The sequence below is a fragment of the Enterobacter sp. PL_is379 genome (assembly GCF_055817355.1).
Window position 1 is genome coordinate 345,511 of sequence record NZ_JBVPGT010000030.1, and the last position, 15,978, is coordinate 361,488.

The 15,978-nt window shown below is 53.0% G+C and carries 18 protein-coding genes; 14 read left to right on the forward strand and 4 right to left on the reverse strand.

Features of this window, described 5'->3' with window-relative positions; all coding sequences use genetic code 11:
• Nucleotides 1-150 precede the first annotated feature (150 nt).
• The 7 genes from AC0TOY_RS15820 (at nt 151) to AC0TOY_RS15850 (ending at nt 5,558) form a co-directional block, all read left to right on the forward strand.
• Complete coding sequence (locus AC0TOY_RS15820) at nt 151-462, forward strand: PTS sugar transporter subunit IIB (protein ID WP_473722112.1); 312 nt, start codon at nt 151-153, stop codon at nt 460-462.
• Nucleotides 463-476: 14 nt separating this feature from the next.
• Complete coding sequence (locus AC0TOY_RS15825) at nt 477-1,799, forward strand: PTS sugar transporter subunit IIC (protein WP_473722114.1); 1,323 nt, start codon at nt 477-479, stop codon at nt 1,797-1,799.
• Nucleotides 1,800-1,824: 25 nt separating this feature from the next.
• The gene (locus AC0TOY_RS15830; RefSeq protein ID WP_024908497.1) at nt 1,825-2,139 is read left to right on the forward strand and encodes a PTS lactose/cellobiose transporter subunit IIA; all 315 of its coding nucleotides are present in this window, start codon (nt 1,825-1,827) and stop codon (nt 2,137-2,139) included.
• Nucleotides 2,140-2,182: 43 nt separating this feature from the next.
• A complete protein-coding gene (locus AC0TOY_RS15835; protein WP_024908498.1) occupies nt 2,183-3,088 on the forward strand; it encodes an ROK family protein in 906 nt (301 codons plus the stop codon).
• A gap of 77 nt (nt 3,089-3,165) precedes the next feature.
• Entirely contained in the window at nt 3,166-4,125 is a 960-nt protein-coding gene (locus AC0TOY_RS15840; RefSeq protein ID WP_024908499.1) for a LacI family DNA-binding transcriptional regulator, read from the forward strand.
• Between the two features lie 21 nt (nt 4,126-4,146).
• On the forward strand, nt 4,147-4,353 hold the full coding sequence (locus tag AC0TOY_RS15845) for a hypothetical protein (RefSeq protein ID WP_024908500.1): 207 nt from the start codon (nt 4,147-4,149) through the stop codon (nt 4,351-4,353).
• 167 nt (nt 4,354-4,520) lie between these two features.
• The gene (locus tag AC0TOY_RS15850) at nt 4,521-5,558 is read left to right on the forward strand and encodes an aldo/keto reductase (RefSeq protein WP_024908501.1); all 1,038 of its coding nucleotides are present in this window, start codon (nt 4,521-4,523) and stop codon (nt 5,556-5,558) included.
• A gap of 51 nt (nt 5,559-5,609) precedes the next feature.
• Here AC0TOY_RS15850 and AC0TOY_RS15855 read toward each other — a convergent pair whose 3' ends face one another.
• The 3 genes from AC0TOY_RS15855 to AC0TOY_RS15865 all read right to left on the reverse strand — a co-directional run bounded on the left by AC0TOY_RS15855 (nt 5,610) and on the right by AC0TOY_RS15865 (nt 8,834).
• A complete protein-coding gene (locus AC0TOY_RS15855) occupies nt 5,610-6,554 on the reverse strand; it encodes an SMP-30/gluconolactonase/LRE family protein (protein ID WP_024908502.1) in 945 nt (314 codons plus the stop codon).
• 65 nt (nt 6,555-6,619) lie between these two features.
• Complete coding sequence (locus tag AC0TOY_RS15860; protein WP_024908503.1) at nt 6,620-7,801, reverse strand: aldo/keto reductase; 1,182 nt, start codon at nt 7,799-7,801, stop codon at nt 6,620-6,622.
• 46 nt (nt 7,802-7,847) lie between these two features.
• On the reverse strand, nt 7,848-8,834 hold the full coding sequence (locus AC0TOY_RS15865) for an aldo/keto reductase (protein WP_473722115.1): 987 nt from the start codon (nt 8,832-8,834) through the stop codon (nt 7,848-7,850).
• A gap of 212 nt (nt 8,835-9,046) precedes the next feature.
• Here AC0TOY_RS15865 and AC0TOY_RS15870 point away from each other — a divergent pair, with 212 nt between their 5' ends.
• Nucleotides 9,047-9,955: a LysR family transcriptional regulator gene (locus AC0TOY_RS15870; RefSeq protein WP_050870608.1), complete on the forward strand. Its 909-nt coding sequence runs from the start codon at nt 9,047-9,049 to the stop codon at nt 9,953-9,955.
• A gap of 36 nt (nt 9,956-9,991) precedes the next feature.
• Here the strand turns inward: AC0TOY_RS15870 and AC0TOY_RS15875 are convergent, their stop codons facing one another.
• Entirely contained in the window at nt 9,992-10,891 is a 900-nt protein-coding gene (locus AC0TOY_RS15875) for a LysR family transcriptional regulator (protein WP_024908506.1), read from the reverse strand.
• A gap of 139 nt (nt 10,892-11,030) precedes the next feature.
• Here AC0TOY_RS15875 and AC0TOY_RS15880 point away from each other — a divergent pair, with 139 nt between their 5' ends.
• The 6 genes from AC0TOY_RS15880 (at nt 11,031) to AC0TOY_RS15905 (ending at nt 15,951) form a co-directional block, all read left to right on the forward strand.
• Nucleotides 11,031-11,336: a hypothetical protein gene (locus AC0TOY_RS15880; protein ID WP_045910563.1), complete on the forward strand. Its 306-nt coding sequence runs from the start codon at nt 11,031-11,033 to the stop codon at nt 11,334-11,336.
• Nucleotides 11,337-11,347: 11 nt separating this feature from the next.
• Complete coding sequence (locus tag AC0TOY_RS15885; RefSeq protein ID WP_024908508.1) at nt 11,348-12,037, forward strand: type 1 glutamine amidotransferase domain-containing protein; 690 nt, start codon at nt 11,348-11,350, stop codon at nt 12,035-12,037.
• Nucleotides 12,038-12,121: 84 nt separating this feature from the next.
• Complete coding sequence (locus AC0TOY_RS15890) at nt 12,122-13,069, forward strand: aldo/keto reductase (RefSeq protein WP_473722116.1); 948 nt, start codon at nt 12,122-12,124, stop codon at nt 13,067-13,069.
• Between the two features lie 102 nt (nt 13,070-13,171).
• Nucleotides 13,172-14,206 (forward strand): amidohydrolase family protein, encoded by a 1,035-nt coding sequence (locus tag AC0TOY_RS15895; RefSeq protein ID WP_024908510.1) that lies wholly within the window; start codon nt 13,172-13,174, stop codon nt 14,204-14,206.
• Between the two features lie 150 nt (nt 14,207-14,356).
• Nucleotides 14,357-14,929, forward strand: coding sequence for an NAD(P)H-dependent oxidoreductase (locus AC0TOY_RS15900; RefSeq protein WP_061715121.1), 573 nt, complete (start codon nt 14,357-14,359; stop codon nt 14,927-14,929).
• A gap of 2 nt (nt 14,930-14,931) precedes the next feature.
• On the forward strand, nt 14,932-15,951 hold the full coding sequence (locus AC0TOY_RS15905; protein ID WP_473722117.1) for an aldo/keto reductase: 1,020 nt from the start codon (nt 14,932-14,934) through the stop codon (nt 15,949-15,951).
• The last annotated feature ends 27 nt before the right edge of the window (nt 15,952-15,978 follow it).

The following is a 15,978-nucleotide window of genomic DNA, read 5'->3' on the forward strand; positions in this document are numbered from 1 at the left end:
GTGAATAGCAGGGATGATCGCGCACATTCATACAAAGTGAAAGGTGCTCTCAAGTGATCGTGGTCACAATTACCTTATCCATAAACGGAAAGCGCTTTCCGTTTTGTTCCGTGGTAACTATATTCCAGCCATAAATTCAAAGGAGACGTTATGAAAAAAATCATGTTGTGTTGTTCTGCCGGAATGTCTACCAGCCTGCTGGTGAAAAAAATGGTCGATGAAGCGCACAAGCGTGGCCTGGAAGCAGAAATCAAAGCGTATGGCGTTGCCGAATTTGCCGAGCAGATTGGTCACTACCAGGTGGTATTGCTTGGACCACAGGTGAAGTACATGCAAAGCGATCTTCAGAAACAAGCCGATAAATACGGGATCCGCGTTGAGCCAATCAACATGATGGATTACGGCATGCAAAAAGGGGGTGCCGTTCTCGATTTCGCCCTCTCCCTGATAGATAACAAATAACGAAGGGAAAACCTATGAGCTCTCTGTACGCAAAACTAATTCAGATTATCGAAAAGAAAATTACTCCGATGGCGGGCGCCGTCGGCCAGCAAAAATATGTCACCTCCATTCGTGACGGCTTCATTACCGCTCTGCCGTTCATGATCGTGGGTTCTTTTATGCTGGTGTTTATCTTCCCCCCCTTCTCGCCCGACACGTCCTGGGGCTTCGCCCGGGCATGGCTGCAATTCTCGCTTGAGCATCGTGAAGCCCTCATGCTGCCCTTTAACTTCAGCATGGGAATTATGACAATCTTTATTTCCGTCGGGATTGCCGCAAGTCTGGCCAAACACCACGATCTCGACGCACTTACCGCCGGGATGCTTTCATTAATGGCCTTTTTGCTTGTCGCTGCGCCATTGAAGGACGGGCAGATTTCAACGGCCTACTTCTCCGGTCAGGGGATCTTTACAGCCATTCTGGTGGCTATTTACTCCACGGAACTTTACGCCTTACTGAAGCGACATAATATTACCATCCGCCTGCCGCCGGAGGTCCCAACCGGCGTAGCGCGCTCGTTTGAGATCCTCATCCCGGTACTGGCAATCGTCATCACGCTGCATCCGCTGAACCTGTTTATTGAAGCGCAACTGGGGATGATCATTCCCGAAGCGATTATGTCGCTGGTGAAACCGCTGGTTGCCGCGTCAGATACGCTCCCCGCAGTGCTCCTCTCGGTGCTTGTGTGCCAGGTGCTCTGGTTTGCAGGTATCCATGGTGCGCTGATCGTCACCGGTATTATGAACCCTTTCTGGATGGCAAACCTGTCCGTAAACCAGGCGGCAATCGCCGCGGGTGAAGCTATCCCGCATATTTACGTTCAGGGTTTCTGGGACCATTACCTGCTAATTGGTGGTGTTGGCTCGACGCTGCCGCTGGCCTTCCTTTTGCTGCGCAGCAAAGCCATCCATTTGCGGACTATTGGGCGAATGGGCGTGGTACCAGGGGTGTTTAACATTAACGAACCCATTCTGTTTGGTGCGCCCATCATTATGAATCCTCTGTTTTTCCTGCCGTTTGTGCTGGTCCCGATGGTCAATGCCACCTTTGCATGGTTTGCACTGGATCTCGATTTAGTCAGCCGTGTGGTATCGATGACGCCATGGACAACACCTGCACCCATTGGCGCATCATGGGCAGCCAACTGGAGCTTCAGCCCTGTGATCCTGTGCCTGATATGCATGGTGACATCTGCCGTCATGTACTTCCCCTTCCTGAAGGCCTACGAAAAACAGCTTCTGGAACAAGAGCATGAAAACGCGGTTGAACATGCAGAAGATGCGGCTCAATCCGCCTGAAAGTAGAACATAGAGGAAAAAAAACATGGAATTAGAAGAACAAGTTATGGGCATCATCATTAACGCGGGTCAGTCGCGCAGCCTTTGTTATGAAGCCCTCGGCTGCGCAAAGCAAGGTGATTTTGAAGCCGCAGATCAACTAATGAAAGAGGCGACTCATTTTGCCCGCGAAGCGCACCTTGTTCAAACCCAGCTCATTGAAGCTGATGAAGGCGAAGGGAAAACCAAAATGACGCTGGTGATGGTGCATGCGCAGGACCACCTGATGACCTCCATTCTGGCCAAGGAGCTGGTAACCGAACTTATTCACATTTACCGTACACGCCCGCACCAGGCATAACGACAGCAGAGAGGCCGCGGCCTCTCTTATGACAGAGGATTGTATGCATTATCTTGGACTGGATATCGGTGGCACAAAAATGGAAGCTGTATTGCTTTCAGCTCAAGGCGATTATCTCTGGCGTAAGCGCCAGCCGACTCAGAAAGAAAGTTACGCTGAATTTATGCTGCATCTGGTGAGCCTTATTGATGATGCCCGCGCGGCTAGCCCGGAACCCTTCACCGTAGGGGTCGGTCTGCCTGGCGCAATTGACCCGCAAACGGGGCTCATCAAAAATTGCAATTGCCTGGTTCTTAATGGCCACGATCTCAAAGCCGATCTTGCCTCACGTATCCAGCAGCCAGTGTGGATTGCCAATGACGCTGATTGTTTTACTCTCTCTGAAGCGGTAGATGGCGCTGGTGCAAAGGCTGACACCGTATTTGGTGTGATTATCGGTACGGGGTGTGGCGGCGGGATCGCCGTGCGCCGGCATTTGTTACAAGGTCCAAACGCCATTGCCGGCGAATGGGGGCACAACCCGCTTCCGGGGTACGCACCAGCTATTGACGGCCCCGCTCAGCCCTGCTACTGCGGCAAGCACAACTGTATTGAATCCTTTATTTCCGGTACCGGTTTTGCCCGTCGTTTCCCGGGAAACCTGACCTCTCAGGAAATTATCTGCTCTGCAGAACAGGGAGAACCGAAGGCACGCGAACACTGGCGGCATTTTATTGATGCATTTGCCCGTAGCCTGGCGTCAGTCATCAATATTCTGGATCCCCAGGTCATTGTGTTAGGAGGAGGATTGTCGAATGTCAGCAGAATCTATGATGACCTGCCTGTCGCGATTCTTCCTTATCTCTTTTCTGAAACCTGCCATACGCGCATTGTTCCGGCGCGCTTTGGCGACGCCAGTGGCGTACGTGGCGCAGCCTGGCTTCCCCGGCTGAGCGCGAACGAAGCATGAGTGTCATGACCGGCGACGGGACGATTCTTCGGGAGGGTTATGTTAAGATGATAAAAACTCACCACGCAGAAAACGCCATGCCTACGATTGATGATGTATCTCGATTAGCAAATGTTTCCAGAGCAACTGTTTCCCGCGTGCTGACGGGAACCCGAGGTGTTCGCGAAGAGAGCCGTGAGGCGGTATTACGGGCCGTTGAAGAACTCAACTACCGCCCCAGCTTTGCCGCGCAAAACCTGGCGAGTCAGTCATCAAGCCATATCGGTGTGGTGCTTTCCTCACGTGATGAAAGCAGTGGCGCGCGAATTCTTCCCGCGCTTGCGCGCGCAATGAAAGTGCTGAACAAAACGCTGATCGTCGAGTATGTGGATAATGACGTCGAACATGCAGCTTCGGTAGATGATTTACAACGGCAATGCGCCGCCGTTGTGGTGTTCGGACCAGTTGTACCGGGCAGTGGCGATAATGTGATTTCTTTCGACCGACCCGTGGTGGATGCGAAAAGTCAGGGCTACGATTTCGCATTTGCTACGGAGAGCGCCTGCCGCTACATGATAGGTAAAGGCCATCGCAACATCGCGCTGGTTATCGATAACGAGACGGATGACGCAAGCAAGCGAATTGTTGAAGGTTATCGCAACGTGTTGCAGAACTACTCATTTCCGTTTAATCGCCAGTTGGTATTAACAGCCAATGAGAATGTCGAACGCGCGCTGTTGACGCTTATTAATAGTCTGAGCAAGTTCTCTTCCATCGTAGTTAAGCGTGATGCTTATGCTGCAGAGGCCATGCGCCTGTTCCGAGAATTTAATATTGCCGTGCCTCAGGAGGTATCCCTCCTCAGTCTTGAGGATTCACCGTTGGCCACGCAGTTATACCCGCAACTGACCTGCATTTCCTGGCCAATGGAACCCCTCCTGCACCAGTGCGTACAGCGCATTAAAAGCATCGTTGAGGGTCGTCCGCTTCGCGAAACGGAACTGCCACCGATAATTGGTAAGCTTACGCCTCGCCAGTCGGTGCTGGAAATGAGTTAAATATTTTTCAGGAGTGAAGATATGAATGCAGTCCAGCTTTTGTGTTCTCTGGCATTGATTTTGGTCGCATCTTTTCGCATTTTTGCGCAGGAACCAGAGCTCCCGCTCAAGGAACAGGTCAATACAGATGAAGGTACAATCTGTGTTTATGAACGCGGGGAACACCGTGAAAAAATTGTTATTCCTGTTGGTCAGCCGTGCCTGAAAACCTCACCCAATAATAATTAATGATGTCAGTGTGTGGGCGCTGTCCTTGTATGTAAAATCTACTGACGATTACGCCCATCTGTGAAAAAAACTCATAACACCATTCGATGGCGCATGCTGGTTCCCTTCATGTCAGTGCAATACCCTGTCACATACAGAATTGCTGGCAATAAAAGAAGGAACACAGAATGAAGTATGTGAATCTGGGTCGTAGCGGTTTGCAAGTCTCCCGTCTTTGTCTCGGTTGTATGAGCTATGGCGAACCTGAACGTTTGCCTCAACCCTGGTCCCTAGATGAAAAGGCGTCACGCCCGCTCATTCGTCAGGCGCTTGAAGCGGGCATTAATTTTTTTGATACCGCGAATATCTACTCGGGCGGAAGTTCTGAAGAGATCACTGGAAAAGCGCTGAGAGAAATGGCCAGACGCGATGAGATTGTTGTGGCGACAAAGACCTTCTTTCCGTGGCGCAACTCACCCAATACCGGGTTTCTTTCCCGCAAAGCCATTTTTCAGTCTATTGACGATAGCCTGATGCGCTTAGGCATGGATTACGTGGATCTCTTTCAGATTCACCGCTTTGACCACTCCACGCCTGTTGAAGAGACCATGGAGGCTCTGCATGACCTCGTTAAATCAGGAAAAGTGCGTTACATCGGCGCATCATCTATGGAAGCCTGGCGCTTTGCAAAAATGCAGCATACGGCAGAGCGTAACGGCTGGACCCGATTTATTACGATGCAACCGCAATACAACCTGCTTTACCGGGAAGAAGAGCGCGAGATGCTGCCCCTGTGTGAAGACCAGGGCGTGGGTGTGATCCCCTGGAGTCCGATGGCACGCGGCAGGCTCACGCGCGACTGGAGTGTCACGTCCCGACGAACGCAAAACGATGCCTTTGCGTTAAAAATGTATGAGAACGCAGCCCTTCTGGATAAGCCCGTTATTGATGTTGTTGCCAGCATTGCTGAAAAGCACCATGTGCCAAGAGCCCATGTTGCAATTGCCTGGTTGCTATCAAAAACGGTCATCACAGCCCCGATCATCGGCGCGACGAAACCAGAACATCTTTCCACGGCTATCAGCGCACTGGACTTTTCACTTAGCGATGCCGAAATCATGGAACTCGAGGCACACTATCTGCCGCATCCCGTCGACGGGATCATTCCCCCACTTCCGGATACGCCACCTTCACTCACGCCGCCTTCAGCAATACAGGACTGTTAATGCCCTACCCTGGCCCGGCGTTGCCGGGTCCCCCAGGCCACTCATGCCCGGTCATTGATGTGAAAAGGGAAGCGGTGCCGGCGCGAATGCGCCCGATCGAAAAATCATCGCTCCACCAGGTTCGGCCCCGCTGTTGGTGACAATGAACAACTCGTGATGTCCGGGTCGGATAGCCAGGCTTGTCGATTTAAGGTTACGACCTTTGGCGCGGTCAGGCAGCACAATTTGCCCAATCGGCAGTCCGTTGCGGTTGAAGACCATGACGCGCCCCTGGCCTGAGATGGCCACATATACATTGCCTTCGCTGTCGACACGGGCCCCATCTGGAGCCGGCCCGGTGAACTGATAGGTAACAACCGAACCAAAGGGGGCAATCGTGGTGGCGTCTGACAATCTTACGCGATGAAGCCTGTTTTTAGCGTGTTCTGTGGCCCATATCTGAGAGCCGGCGGAGTCAATCGCTATGCCGTTCCCGACCGCGAGTCCAGGCAGGATGGTATGAATTGACCCGACGTTGGGACTAACGTAGAACACCCCACCCTGTGGATCGGCTGAATTTCCCCGGCTGTCAGTAAAATAAAATCCGCCCTGATTATCAAAGACCAGGTCGTTGACAAGAAATCCAGCATCAGGAGCAACAACCATCTGCTCACCGGTGCCGTCGGGTTCGATAGCCCGGACTGAACCTCGCTGCATATCGCCCACCGACGCGATAAAGATCCGTCCATCTTTGTGTACAGCCAGGCCGGAAGCACCGAGTGTATTATCCTTAAGGACAATGGAAAGCTGCCGCTCCGGGGTGAGCTTAAACACGCGCCCCGTCGCCGCATCAACAAACAGCAGGTTATTGTTCCGATCGAACACCGCCCCTTCGAGCACGAGAGACGCCTCTGAAACGCTGAAGTACGGCTGGGCCTCCACGGTCTGAAGAGAACGCTCGCAGGGCGGTATGGGGACGGCACTGCGCGTAAGCGCGTTATGATTTAGTCCATTCATGTGGTTTATCCCCGGCAATAGCACTGAGGGAGACTTTACCTGCAGTCTCCCTGTAACAGCAGGTATTAATTTTTATCAAACTGACTTTCGGTAAACGGATCGGCGCGACCGCCCTGCAATGGGATTTTGGCAAGCGCCGCATCGATTTCGCGTAGCTCTCTGTCCGTCAACCGGACTTGCGGTGCACCGCTATTTTCTATCAGGTGCGGATATTGCGTCGTACCCGGGATGGGGACTATCCATGGCCGCTGAGCCATCACCCAGGCCAGCGCGAACTGAACCGGAGTGGTGTTTTTGCGGCGGGCCCACGATTGCGCAAATTCAAGCAGTACCATGTTTTTGGCCAGGGCATCGGGCTGGAAGCGTGGCAGGTTATGCCGCCGATCTGTGCTGTCGAACCGCTGGCTTGGATTGACTGCCCCGGCAAGGAAACTCCGGGCGGTCGGGCAGTATGGTACAAAGCCGATACCCAGCTCTTCGAGCGTTGGAAATATCCGCGTCTCCGGTTCACGCCACCACATGGCATACTCACTCTGTACTGCAGTCACAGGGAGTACCGCATGTGCGCGGCGGATTGTCCTGGCACTCGCTTCCGACAATCCCCAGTGTTTCACTTTACCCTCCTGGATCAACGCCTTCACGGTTTCCGCCACATCCTCAATCGGCACATTCGGATCGGGGCGATGCTGATAAAGCAGATCGATGTGGTCCGTTTTCAGACGCTTCAGCGAGCCCTCTACGGCGCGGCGGATATGGTCAGGATGGCTGTTAAGGGAGGTTGGCTTCCCCTCCTCCACGCCGAAACCGAACTTAGTGGCAATCACCACACGATCGCGAACAGGGGCCAGTGCTTCCCCGACAAATTCTTCACTGAGATGGGGGCCATACACCTCGGCAGTATCAAAGAACGTGATGCCTTGTTCGAAGGCGGCCCGGATGAGCGAAACCATGGCTTTACGATCGCGCGGACCACCGCCGTAATACCCCACCATAGGCAGACACCCGAGTCCCATGCTTGAAACCTCCAGCGAGCCGAGTTTACGTGTGGTTAAGGTCTCCTTCTGGACGGGAACAGCATCCGAAGAGGCGCTCGACGTGTCCTGACCAGCCGGGTTCGCCATCACTGCTCCGCTCCTGCCAAGGGTAGTAGCGGCCAACGCCAGACCGGCGCCGGCGATCAGAAAATTGCGACGTTCCCGGGAAGCGGGTACGGAAGCAGAATGCTGGTCATGCATCATCTTGCTCATAAACTGGAACTCCCTATAGCGTAGAAAGGATTCATTAATTTGGTCATTACCAAGCATAAGCCTGGGGCGCTTCTCCCCCGGGTCCGGGCCAGATTTCGTCGAGACAGCTCATGGTGTCGTCTGATAGCGTGATTGTCGTTGCGTGAAGCGCCTCCCGGAGTTGTTCCGCCGTACGAGGCCCGATAAGTGGAGCAGTAACGACAGGATTCTGCAGGAGCCACGCAAGCGCCACATCGGAAGGGGTTTCGCCGAGGTCCTCACATAATCCTTCGTAGGCTTCCAGCTGCGGACGATACTGTTCGATTAAACGGGCAAACGCGGGCCTCGCACGGCGCCCGCTTGCCATCTTTTTCAGTGCGCCGCCAAGCAACCCTCCGGCAAGCGGGCTCCAGGGAATCAGTCCCAGGCCAAAATGACGGCATGCGGGAATGACCTCCAGCTCAACAGTTCGGGCAGTCAGATTGTAGAGACTTTGCTCAGCAACCAGGCCCAGGGAATGACGGGCCGTGGCCACTGACTGCGCAGTCGCAATGTCCCAGCCTGCGAAATTGCTGCTACCGATATAAAGCACTTTTCCCTGCTGAACAAGGAGCTCCATGGCCTGCCAGACCTCTTCCCATGGTGTATAACGATCGATGTGATGCATCTGATAGACGTCAATATGGTCGGTCTTAAGCCGTCGCAAACTATCCTCGCAGGCCTTGCGAATATGGTAAGCAGAAAGACGGCGATCGTTCGGACCCGGTCCCATAGGCTGATAGGCTTTCGTCGCCAGAACGATACGGTTACGGCGGCCACCCTGCTGGAGCCAGCGACCAATAATCTCTTCAGACAGCCCCGACCCTTGCTGGATATCGGGTGATTGCTCGGTGCCATACACGTCTGCTGTATCAATGAAATTGATACCCGCCTCAAGCGCTTCATCCAGAATGCGGGCGCTGGTTTTCTCGTCGGTGACGTCACCAAAATTCATGGTTCCGAGACAAAGGCGGCTGACTTTCAGGCCGGTGCGGCCAAGATGCGTATAGTTCATACACGGCTCCGTTAGGTGAATGTTCCGCCCTGACCGACGGCCAGAGCGCATAATTTTCAAGAATAACGAAGCACAACGTGTTCAGTGAGAGGCGATGAGTGGATGGACTTGTGAAATAAATTCAGCAACGGATTAGCGCTAATCGGTCTATGGTGTATATCATTTCCGTATCAACGCATTCGGGCCTTAACGCACAAGGAAAACGATTCTGTATGCAAATAAGCAGAGCTGATGTCGCCGATCTCATTTATTTCATGGCTATTGCACGTCATCGCAGTTTCAGCCGTGCGGCGATTGAATTAGGTGTCAGTGCATCAGCGCTTAGTCATGCCCTGAAGGGACTGGAAACCCGGCTCGGGGTTCGCCTCCTTAATCGCACGACCAAGAGCGTTACCCCTACGGCTGCAGGTGAAGAACTGGTTCAGTCTGTCCTTCAGCCTTTCGACAAGATAGGAGGCGCGCTTGAATCGCTTAACCGGTATCGTAATACCCCTACCGGACGTATCCGCATCAATGCTGCCGTTGAAGCGGCCAATCTTTTGCTTGCGCCGGTCATGCCCGCGTTTATGGATCGCTATCCCGATATTGAAATCGATATTGTGGCCAGCAACCGTATGGTTGACGTCACTGATGCGGGCTTCGATGCAGGTATCCGCTATGGTGGCACCGTTCCGGAAGACATGGTTGCCCGACGTTTATCTGCCGATATTCGCTGGGTTATCGCGGCATCCCCCGGTTACCTGGAACGCTACGGAACGCCTGAACATCCGGATGATTTATTGCACCATCGCTGTATAAGCAATCGTCTCGGCGACGATCGGATTTATCGCTGGGAACTTGAGCGAGACGGCGAAACGTACCAAATCACTGTGCCAGGCTCTGTGACGGTCAATCAGGCTGAAACGGGCCTTGTGGCCGTCTTAGGTGGAGCCGGCCTGATGTATTTTCCGGAGCCTCTTGTTGCCCCCTATGTGAAAGATGGACGGCTCCGCCTGGTGCTTACGGAATGGTCCCCGCTGGAGGAAGGTTTTCATATCTATTATTCAAGCCGCCGGCAATTGCCGACCGGGCTTCGCCTTCTGATTGAGTTCATACAGGAGGCCAGGCCGCTGGGGTTGTGAAATAGCGCCTCCATACTGAACGAGGCGTTATCGTCTTTATCGTCCCGTAGCGGATATCAGAAAATCAATCAGGGCCTTCACTCTTTTCGTTTTGCCCGCGTTTTTGGGGTAATAGAGATACACTGGCGGGTAGGTTTTCCAGTGGCTCTCCATCACGGGTATAAAGCGCTCCCTGTCCGGCTGTAACTGCAAGATGGGTTCAAACAAACGTCCGATTCCCAGGCCGTTACGGATCCCGTCTGCCATAACGTCAATATCGTTGCTGATTAACTGCCCCGGCATCTCAACCGTCAACTGCTCTCCGCGATCGTTCAGAATCAACGGAAGGATGCGGTTGTTAGTAATAAAACGGTAGCCAATGAGCTTGTGTTGACTGAGGTCAGCCGGCACCTCGGGCATTCCATGCTCGCTGATATAAGCTGAGGATGCATATAACCCTTCACGAAAGGGTTTCATTAACGGCCGCGCCACCACCCCACCTTCGAGGATATCGCCAAAACGGATCCCCAGATCAAAACGCTCTTCGATAACATTCACGGTACCGTCGTAAACCGAAATTTCAAGCTGTATACCCGGATATTGCTGACAGAATTTCGCCATTGCAGGCTTAAGAATTAACAGATAGGCAAAACGCGAGAGCGTGATTCGCACGATACCAGAGGGCTCCTGATTCTGGTCGCGAATGCTTTCAAGCGAATGTTCCAGCGACTCCACCGCCGCAGCGGTCTGTTCCAGCAACAGCTGCCCGGTTTCCGTCAGCTCAATACGGCGGGTCGTACGCACAAAAAGCGGATGGCCAATATGATCTTCCAGCAGCTTAAGCGCATTGCTGACGGAGGGAGGCGTAATTTCCAGTTTTCTTGCGGCTGCCGAAATATTGCCCTCACGTGCAATGCTCTGAAAGATGCGTATCTGGTTATACAGGGCGTTATTCATAATGTGTTCCTAAAGCAATCTCCGCCTGATTATTAAGTACAGTCTAAAGATGCTTAAGTCAATGCTCCTCTAATCTTCCTGAAATGCGCCTCTTATACTTTTATCTCTTTCTACAACGACCTGAGTTCAGGAGACTATGATGCGAATTTTATGTCTGGATATCCCCGCACCTGGAGCATCGCTGGAAAAATATGCTCCACACCTTAACGCTGAAGCGCTACACGCCTGGGGATTGTATAAATCCGGCTTCATCCGCGACATCTACTTCCGTCAGGACAGACCTGGCGTCGCTATTTTTCTTGAATGTGACTCTGTCGATGAAGCGATGAACGTAATGGCCGAATTCCCGCTGGCAAAAGCTGGCTTATTAAGCTTTGAGTGCATTCCGCTTGGCTCCTTTATTAACTGGGAAAATCTCTTTGCCGCTGAATTTAAAAATAAATAGTGAGGCCCGATATGAAACCTGCAGATAAACCCGTGCTGTGTGTCGTTTCCAGTCATCCGATTAAAGGCGCATCCGGTGTACCAACCGGTTTTTTCCTGGCCGAGCTGACGCATCCGCTGAAAGTACTGGAAGATGCCGGACTAAAAACGATGATAGCCAGCATTCGCGGGGGACAGCCGCCGGTGGATGGATTTGACCTCAGTGATCCTGTCAACGCCTGGTACTGGAACGAAACCGATTTTCAGCAGCGCCTGGCAACAACACCAGCGTTATCCGAGCTGAACGGTACCGATTACAGCGCCGTTTTCTTTGCGGGCGGCCATGGAACCATGTGGGATTTCCGCGACAGCCAGGATGCCCAGCGTATTATCCGCGAAGTATATGAAAGTGATGGGATTGTCTCAGCCGTCTGCCACGGACCTGCGGCACTGGTTGACGCAAAGCTCAGCAGCGGCGAATACCTGGTGAAAGGCAAAAACGTGGCGGCCTTTACCAACAAGGAAGAGGAAGAAGTTCACACCACAGATGTGGTTCCCTACCTGCTTGAGACTGCACTTCGCGAGCATGGCGCGCTTCATCATGAAGCCCCGAACTGGTCTGAAAATGTGGTTACTGACGGTCGCCTTATCACGGGGCAGAATCCCGCTTCAGCACACGGTGTCGGTGTGGCGCTGTTAAATGCCCTCCGCCAGTCAGCTTAATCCATTCATCTCTTTTTCACCGTTACTCACCCTCTTTGGCCGGTTTACGTCAGCAATGTTCCGGCCTTTTTACAGGAGCTGAATATGAAAACACTACCTTCCGTCGCGCTGGGCACATGGTCCTGGGGCACAGGTTTCGCCGGTGGCGACACCGTCTTCGGCAATCATCTTTCTGATACTCAGATGGCAGACGTGTTCACCACGGCCATGAGTAAGGGCCTCAATCTCTGGGATACCGCAGCAGTATATGGCATGGGGAGTTCCGAGGCCGCACTGGGAGCATTAGTCCGTCAGTTCCCCCGCGAGGATATGATTTTATCCACCAAATTCACACCGCAGATTGCGAACGAACAGTCAGCGCAGCCTGTCAGCGATATGCTTGAGGCCAGCCTTGGACGTCTGGGTGTGGACGCGATTGATCTCTACTGGATCCACAATCCTTTGGACGTTGAGAAATGGACGCCAGGACTGATCCCACTTTTGCAAAGCGGTAAGGTCAAACGCGTCGGTGTGTCCAACCACAATCTGGCACAAATCAGACGCGCCAACGAGATCCTTAACGCTTCCGGTTATTCCATCAGTGCAGTACAGAATCATTACAGCCTGCTCTATCGCGCTTCTGAAGAGGCCGGGATCCTTGAGTATTGCCGAGAAAATAACATCACGTTCTTTGCTTACATGGTCCTGGAGCAAGGCGCGCTCAGTGGTCGTTATGATTCAAATCATCCCATGCCTGCCGGGAGTGGCCGGGCCGAAAGTTATAACGCTGTACTGCCGCAGATTGAAAGATTAACCGCCGCCATGAAAAAAATGGGAGCCGAAAGGAATGCCAGCGTTGCACAGATAGCCATCGCATGGGCTATTGCAAAAGGTACCCTTCCCCTCGTTGGTGCGACTAAAGCCCATCACGTGCTGGACGCCGCCTGCGCTTCAGACATCCAGTTACGCGATGAGGAAATCATCCTGCTGGAACAACTCGCCGCAGAGACCAGAGTGGATACACGAGGCGCCTGGGAAAAACCGATGGTGTAAAGCCCATCCGGAACAGACTGTCATGAATCACATTCACGTATGGACAGTTCCGGGCGATCCTAATCTGTATCACTTTTACTGCTTTGTATGAAGGGTGAGAATATGAAAATCATTTGCCTTGAAGAACATTATCTCGACAGCGAGTTAGGGCGAGCGTGTATGCCTGTTGCGCTTGAGCAGGCGCCTTTCCTTGGCGACTGGGGGAAAACCGTCGCTGATGGTCATAATCCTGACCGAAGCCGGCCGCAGATAGAAAAGAATGCGCTGATAAACGCGAAAGGCGCTGATTTGGGAAGCCGCCGCCTCAGGGATATGGATGAGGCTGGAATTACCCTTCAGATCCTTTCTGTGGGCGGATTCCCCCAGCTGGCACCTAAGGATGAAGCGGTAACATTAAATACGGCGGCAAACGATCGCCTTGCCGGGGCGGTAAGAAATCATCCGGATCGCTTCGCGGCATTTGCCACTCTTCCCTGGGCACAGCCGGAAGAGGCTGAAAAAGAGCTTGTCCGCGCAGTTGAAGAACTGGGGTTTAAGGGGGCACTTCTGAATGGCCGACCCTCTTCATGCTTTCTCGATAATCCTGACTATGACTCCCTGCTTTCCCGCTTTAATAAACTGAATGTGCCACTCTATCTTCATCCAGGATTACCGTTTAAAAGCGTGCAACAGGCCTACTTCACGGGCTTCAGCGCAGAGGTCAACGCCCGGCTCTCTATGTTTGGCTGGGGCTGGCATCACGAAGCCGGGATCCATTTGTTACGGCTGATGTTATCGGGCGTATTTGATAAATATCCCCACTTGCAGGTAATCAGTGGCCACTGGGGGGAGATGCTGCCCTTCTGGCTGCAGCGTCTTGATGACAGCCTTCCACTGGCTGCAACGGGTCTGTCACGCACGCTAACGAGAACCTTCCAGGAGCACGTTTACGTTACCCCGTCAGGTATGCTGTCGCTGCCGCACTTCCAGTTTATCTACGCGTTAATGGGGGCAGAAAGGATCCTGTTCTCCGTCGATTATCCCTATCAGACCCTGGACGGTGTAAAAACCTTTATCGACAGTCTGCCCGTCAACAAGGCTGAAAAAGAGGCCATCGCATTTCGCAATGCAGAACGTTTACTGGGCATCACGGCGTAGTTCACGGGTTCGTGATGACCGGTACAATGAGAACAGTCGACCATTATTAGTTTTTGTCTAAAAGTGAATGAGTCTTTACTGCTCTAAAAAAAATAATGGTGTCACTCTATACTGGGTTAAACATTCACCAAATATATTTAACTCATTGAAATGAAAAATATCCTTATTGTTTCAGGCCATCCTGAGCTTACCCATTCCGTCGCCAATGCCACGATCCTTGATGAAGTGGCGACCGCCCTTCCCGATGCTGAAATTCGTCGTCTGGACTGGCTCTATCCGGACGGCAAATTCAATATCGCTGCGGAGCAGGAAAGCCTGCTCAGGGCCGATGTGATTGTCTGGCAGTTTCCTTTTTCCTGGTATGGGCTGCCCGGGTTAATGAAACAATGGCTGGACGAGGTCTTTGTCCACGGTTTCGCGCATGGCTCAACGGCGAAACTGGGCGGTAAAAAGCTGATCCTCTCCTTCACTACAGGGGCGCCACAGGCTCTCTATACCGCTGACGGTTTCTTTGGCCATGCCATTGAAGAGTATCTTATTCCGTTCGAGACCACGGCAAGGCTGTGCAATCTTGAGCTGCTGGCGCCGGTTTATACCTGCGGTATTAGCTACGCCGACCGGGATGCCGACAAAATCGCGCAGCAAAAAACGCTTGCCCGGGAGCACGCTTCAAGGCTTGTCGACCTGCTCAATACCGTCGTGAATAATCCAGAGGGAGAATAACGATGCAGTATACCCGGCTCGGTAAAAGTGACTTACTTGTCTCCCGCATCTGCATGGGGTGTATGGGGTTTGGCGACCCGTTAACGGGCCAGCATAGCTGGACGCTGGACGAAACAGCAAGCCGCGACATTATCCGCTACGGTCTCGAAAAGGGTATCAATTTTTACGATACCGCTATCGCCTATCAGAACGGCTCCAGCGAGCGGTACGTTGGCCGGGCGCTACGGGAGATGGCGAAACGCGATGACGTCGTGCTGGCCACCAAGTTTCTGCCGCGAACACCCGCGCAAATTTCCGAAGGTATCAGCGCAAAGCAGGCGATAGCCCGCTCGCTTGACCAGAGCCTGCAGAATCTGGGGATGGACTACATAGACCTCTACATCTACCACATCTGGGATTACAACACGCCCGTTATCGAGGTGCTTGAAGCGCTGCATGCCGCCGTTACTGCTGGCAAGGTGCGCGCTATTGGTATTTCAAACTGCTATGCCTGGCAGCTGGCGAAGGCGAACGCCCTTGCCGAACGTGAAGGGCTGACGCCTTTTGTCTCTGTGCAAAGCCACTACAACCTGATTATGCGTGAAGATGAACGAGAGCTCTTCGGTCTGTGCGCTGAAGATGATATCGCAATGACGCCCTATAGCGCGCTCGCCAGCGGCCGTCTCGCCCGGAAAGAAGGCCACACGCGGCGAGCCACCGAGGATGCCTATGCCCGCGGAAAATATGACAGCACGCCTGAACAGGATCGGATCATTATCGAGCGCGTCGCCGAGCTTGCCGAACGACATCAGGTGTCCATGACGGAAATCTCACTCGCCTGGCTGCTGACAAAAGTCGCGTCACCTGTCGTAGGGGCCACAAAAAAAGATCACGTCGATGGCGCGGTAAACGCAGTAAATCTTCAACTGAGCCCGGAGGAAATCCGGTTTCTGGAAGAAACCTACCAGCCGCATGTTCTGACGGGGATCATGGCGCAAAACACGCCGCAAACGAAAGACGTTAAGCAGGTCTGGACGCGGTAGTCCTTATTCACTTTCATGAAAGGAGGA

What these genes read in the sequence shown, in the direction of transcription:
- AC0TOY_RS15820 (WP_473722112.1), top strand. Translation starts at nt 151, where the DNA reads ATGAAAAAAATCATGTTGTGTTGTTCTGCCGGAATGTCTACCAGCCTG.
- AC0TOY_RS15825 (WP_473722114.1), top strand. Translation starts at nt 477, where the DNA reads ATGAGCTCTCTGTACGCAAAACTAATTCAGATTATCGAAAAGAAAATT.
- AC0TOY_RS15830 (WP_024908497.1), top strand. Translation starts at nt 1,825, where the DNA reads ATGGAATTAGAAGAACAAGTTATGGGCATCATCATTAACGCGGGTCAG.
- AC0TOY_RS15835 (WP_024908498.1), top strand. Translation starts at nt 2,183, where the DNA reads ATGCATTATCTTGGACTGGATATCGGTGGCACAAAAATGGAAGCTGTA.
- AC0TOY_RS15840 (WP_024908499.1), top strand. Translation starts at nt 3,166, where the DNA reads ATGCCTACGATTGATGATGTATCTCGATTAGCAAATGTTTCCAGAGCA.
- AC0TOY_RS15845 (WP_024908500.1), top strand. Translation starts at nt 4,147, where the DNA reads ATGAATGCAGTCCAGCTTTTGTGTTCTCTGGCATTGATTTTGGTCGCA.
- AC0TOY_RS15850 (WP_024908501.1), top strand. Translation starts at nt 4,521, where the DNA reads ATGAAGTATGTGAATCTGGGTCGTAGCGGTTTGCAAGTCTCCCGTCTT.
- AC0TOY_RS15855 (WP_024908502.1), bottom strand. Translation starts at nt 6,554, where the DNA reads ATGAATGGACTAAATCATAACGCGCTTACGCGCAGTGCCGTCCCCATA.
- AC0TOY_RS15860 (WP_024908503.1), bottom strand. Translation starts at nt 7,801, where the DNA reads ATGAGCAAGATGATGCATGACCAGCATTCTGCTTCCGTACCCGCTTCC.
- AC0TOY_RS15865 (WP_473722115.1), bottom strand. Translation starts at nt 8,834, where the DNA reads ATGAACTATACGCATCTTGGCCGCACCGGCCTGAAAGTCAGCCGCCTT.
- AC0TOY_RS15870 (WP_050870608.1), top strand. Translation starts at nt 9,047, where the DNA reads ATGCAAATAAGCAGAGCTGATGTCGCCGATCTCATTTATTTCATGGCT.
- AC0TOY_RS15875 (WP_024908506.1), bottom strand. Translation starts at nt 10,891, where the DNA reads ATGAATAACGCCCTGTATAACCAGATACGCATCTTTCAGAGCATTGCA.
- AC0TOY_RS15880 (WP_045910563.1), top strand. Translation starts at nt 11,031, where the DNA reads ATGCGAATTTTATGTCTGGATATCCCCGCACCTGGAGCATCGCTGGAA.
- AC0TOY_RS15885 (WP_024908508.1), top strand. Translation starts at nt 11,348, where the DNA reads ATGAAACCTGCAGATAAACCCGTGCTGTGTGTCGTTTCCAGTCATCCG.
- AC0TOY_RS15890 (WP_473722116.1), top strand. Translation starts at nt 12,122, where the DNA reads ATGAAAACACTACCTTCCGTCGCGCTGGGCACATGGTCCTGGGGCACA.
- AC0TOY_RS15895 (WP_024908510.1), top strand. Translation starts at nt 13,172, where the DNA reads ATGAAAATCATTTGCCTTGAAGAACATTATCTCGACAGCGAGTTAGGG.
- AC0TOY_RS15900 (WP_061715121.1), top strand. Translation starts at nt 14,357, where the DNA reads ATGAAAAATATCCTTATTGTTTCAGGCCATCCTGAGCTTACCCATTCC.
- AC0TOY_RS15905 (WP_473722117.1), top strand. Translation starts at nt 14,932, where the DNA reads ATGCAGTATACCCGGCTCGGTAAAAGTGACTTACTTGTCTCCCGCATC.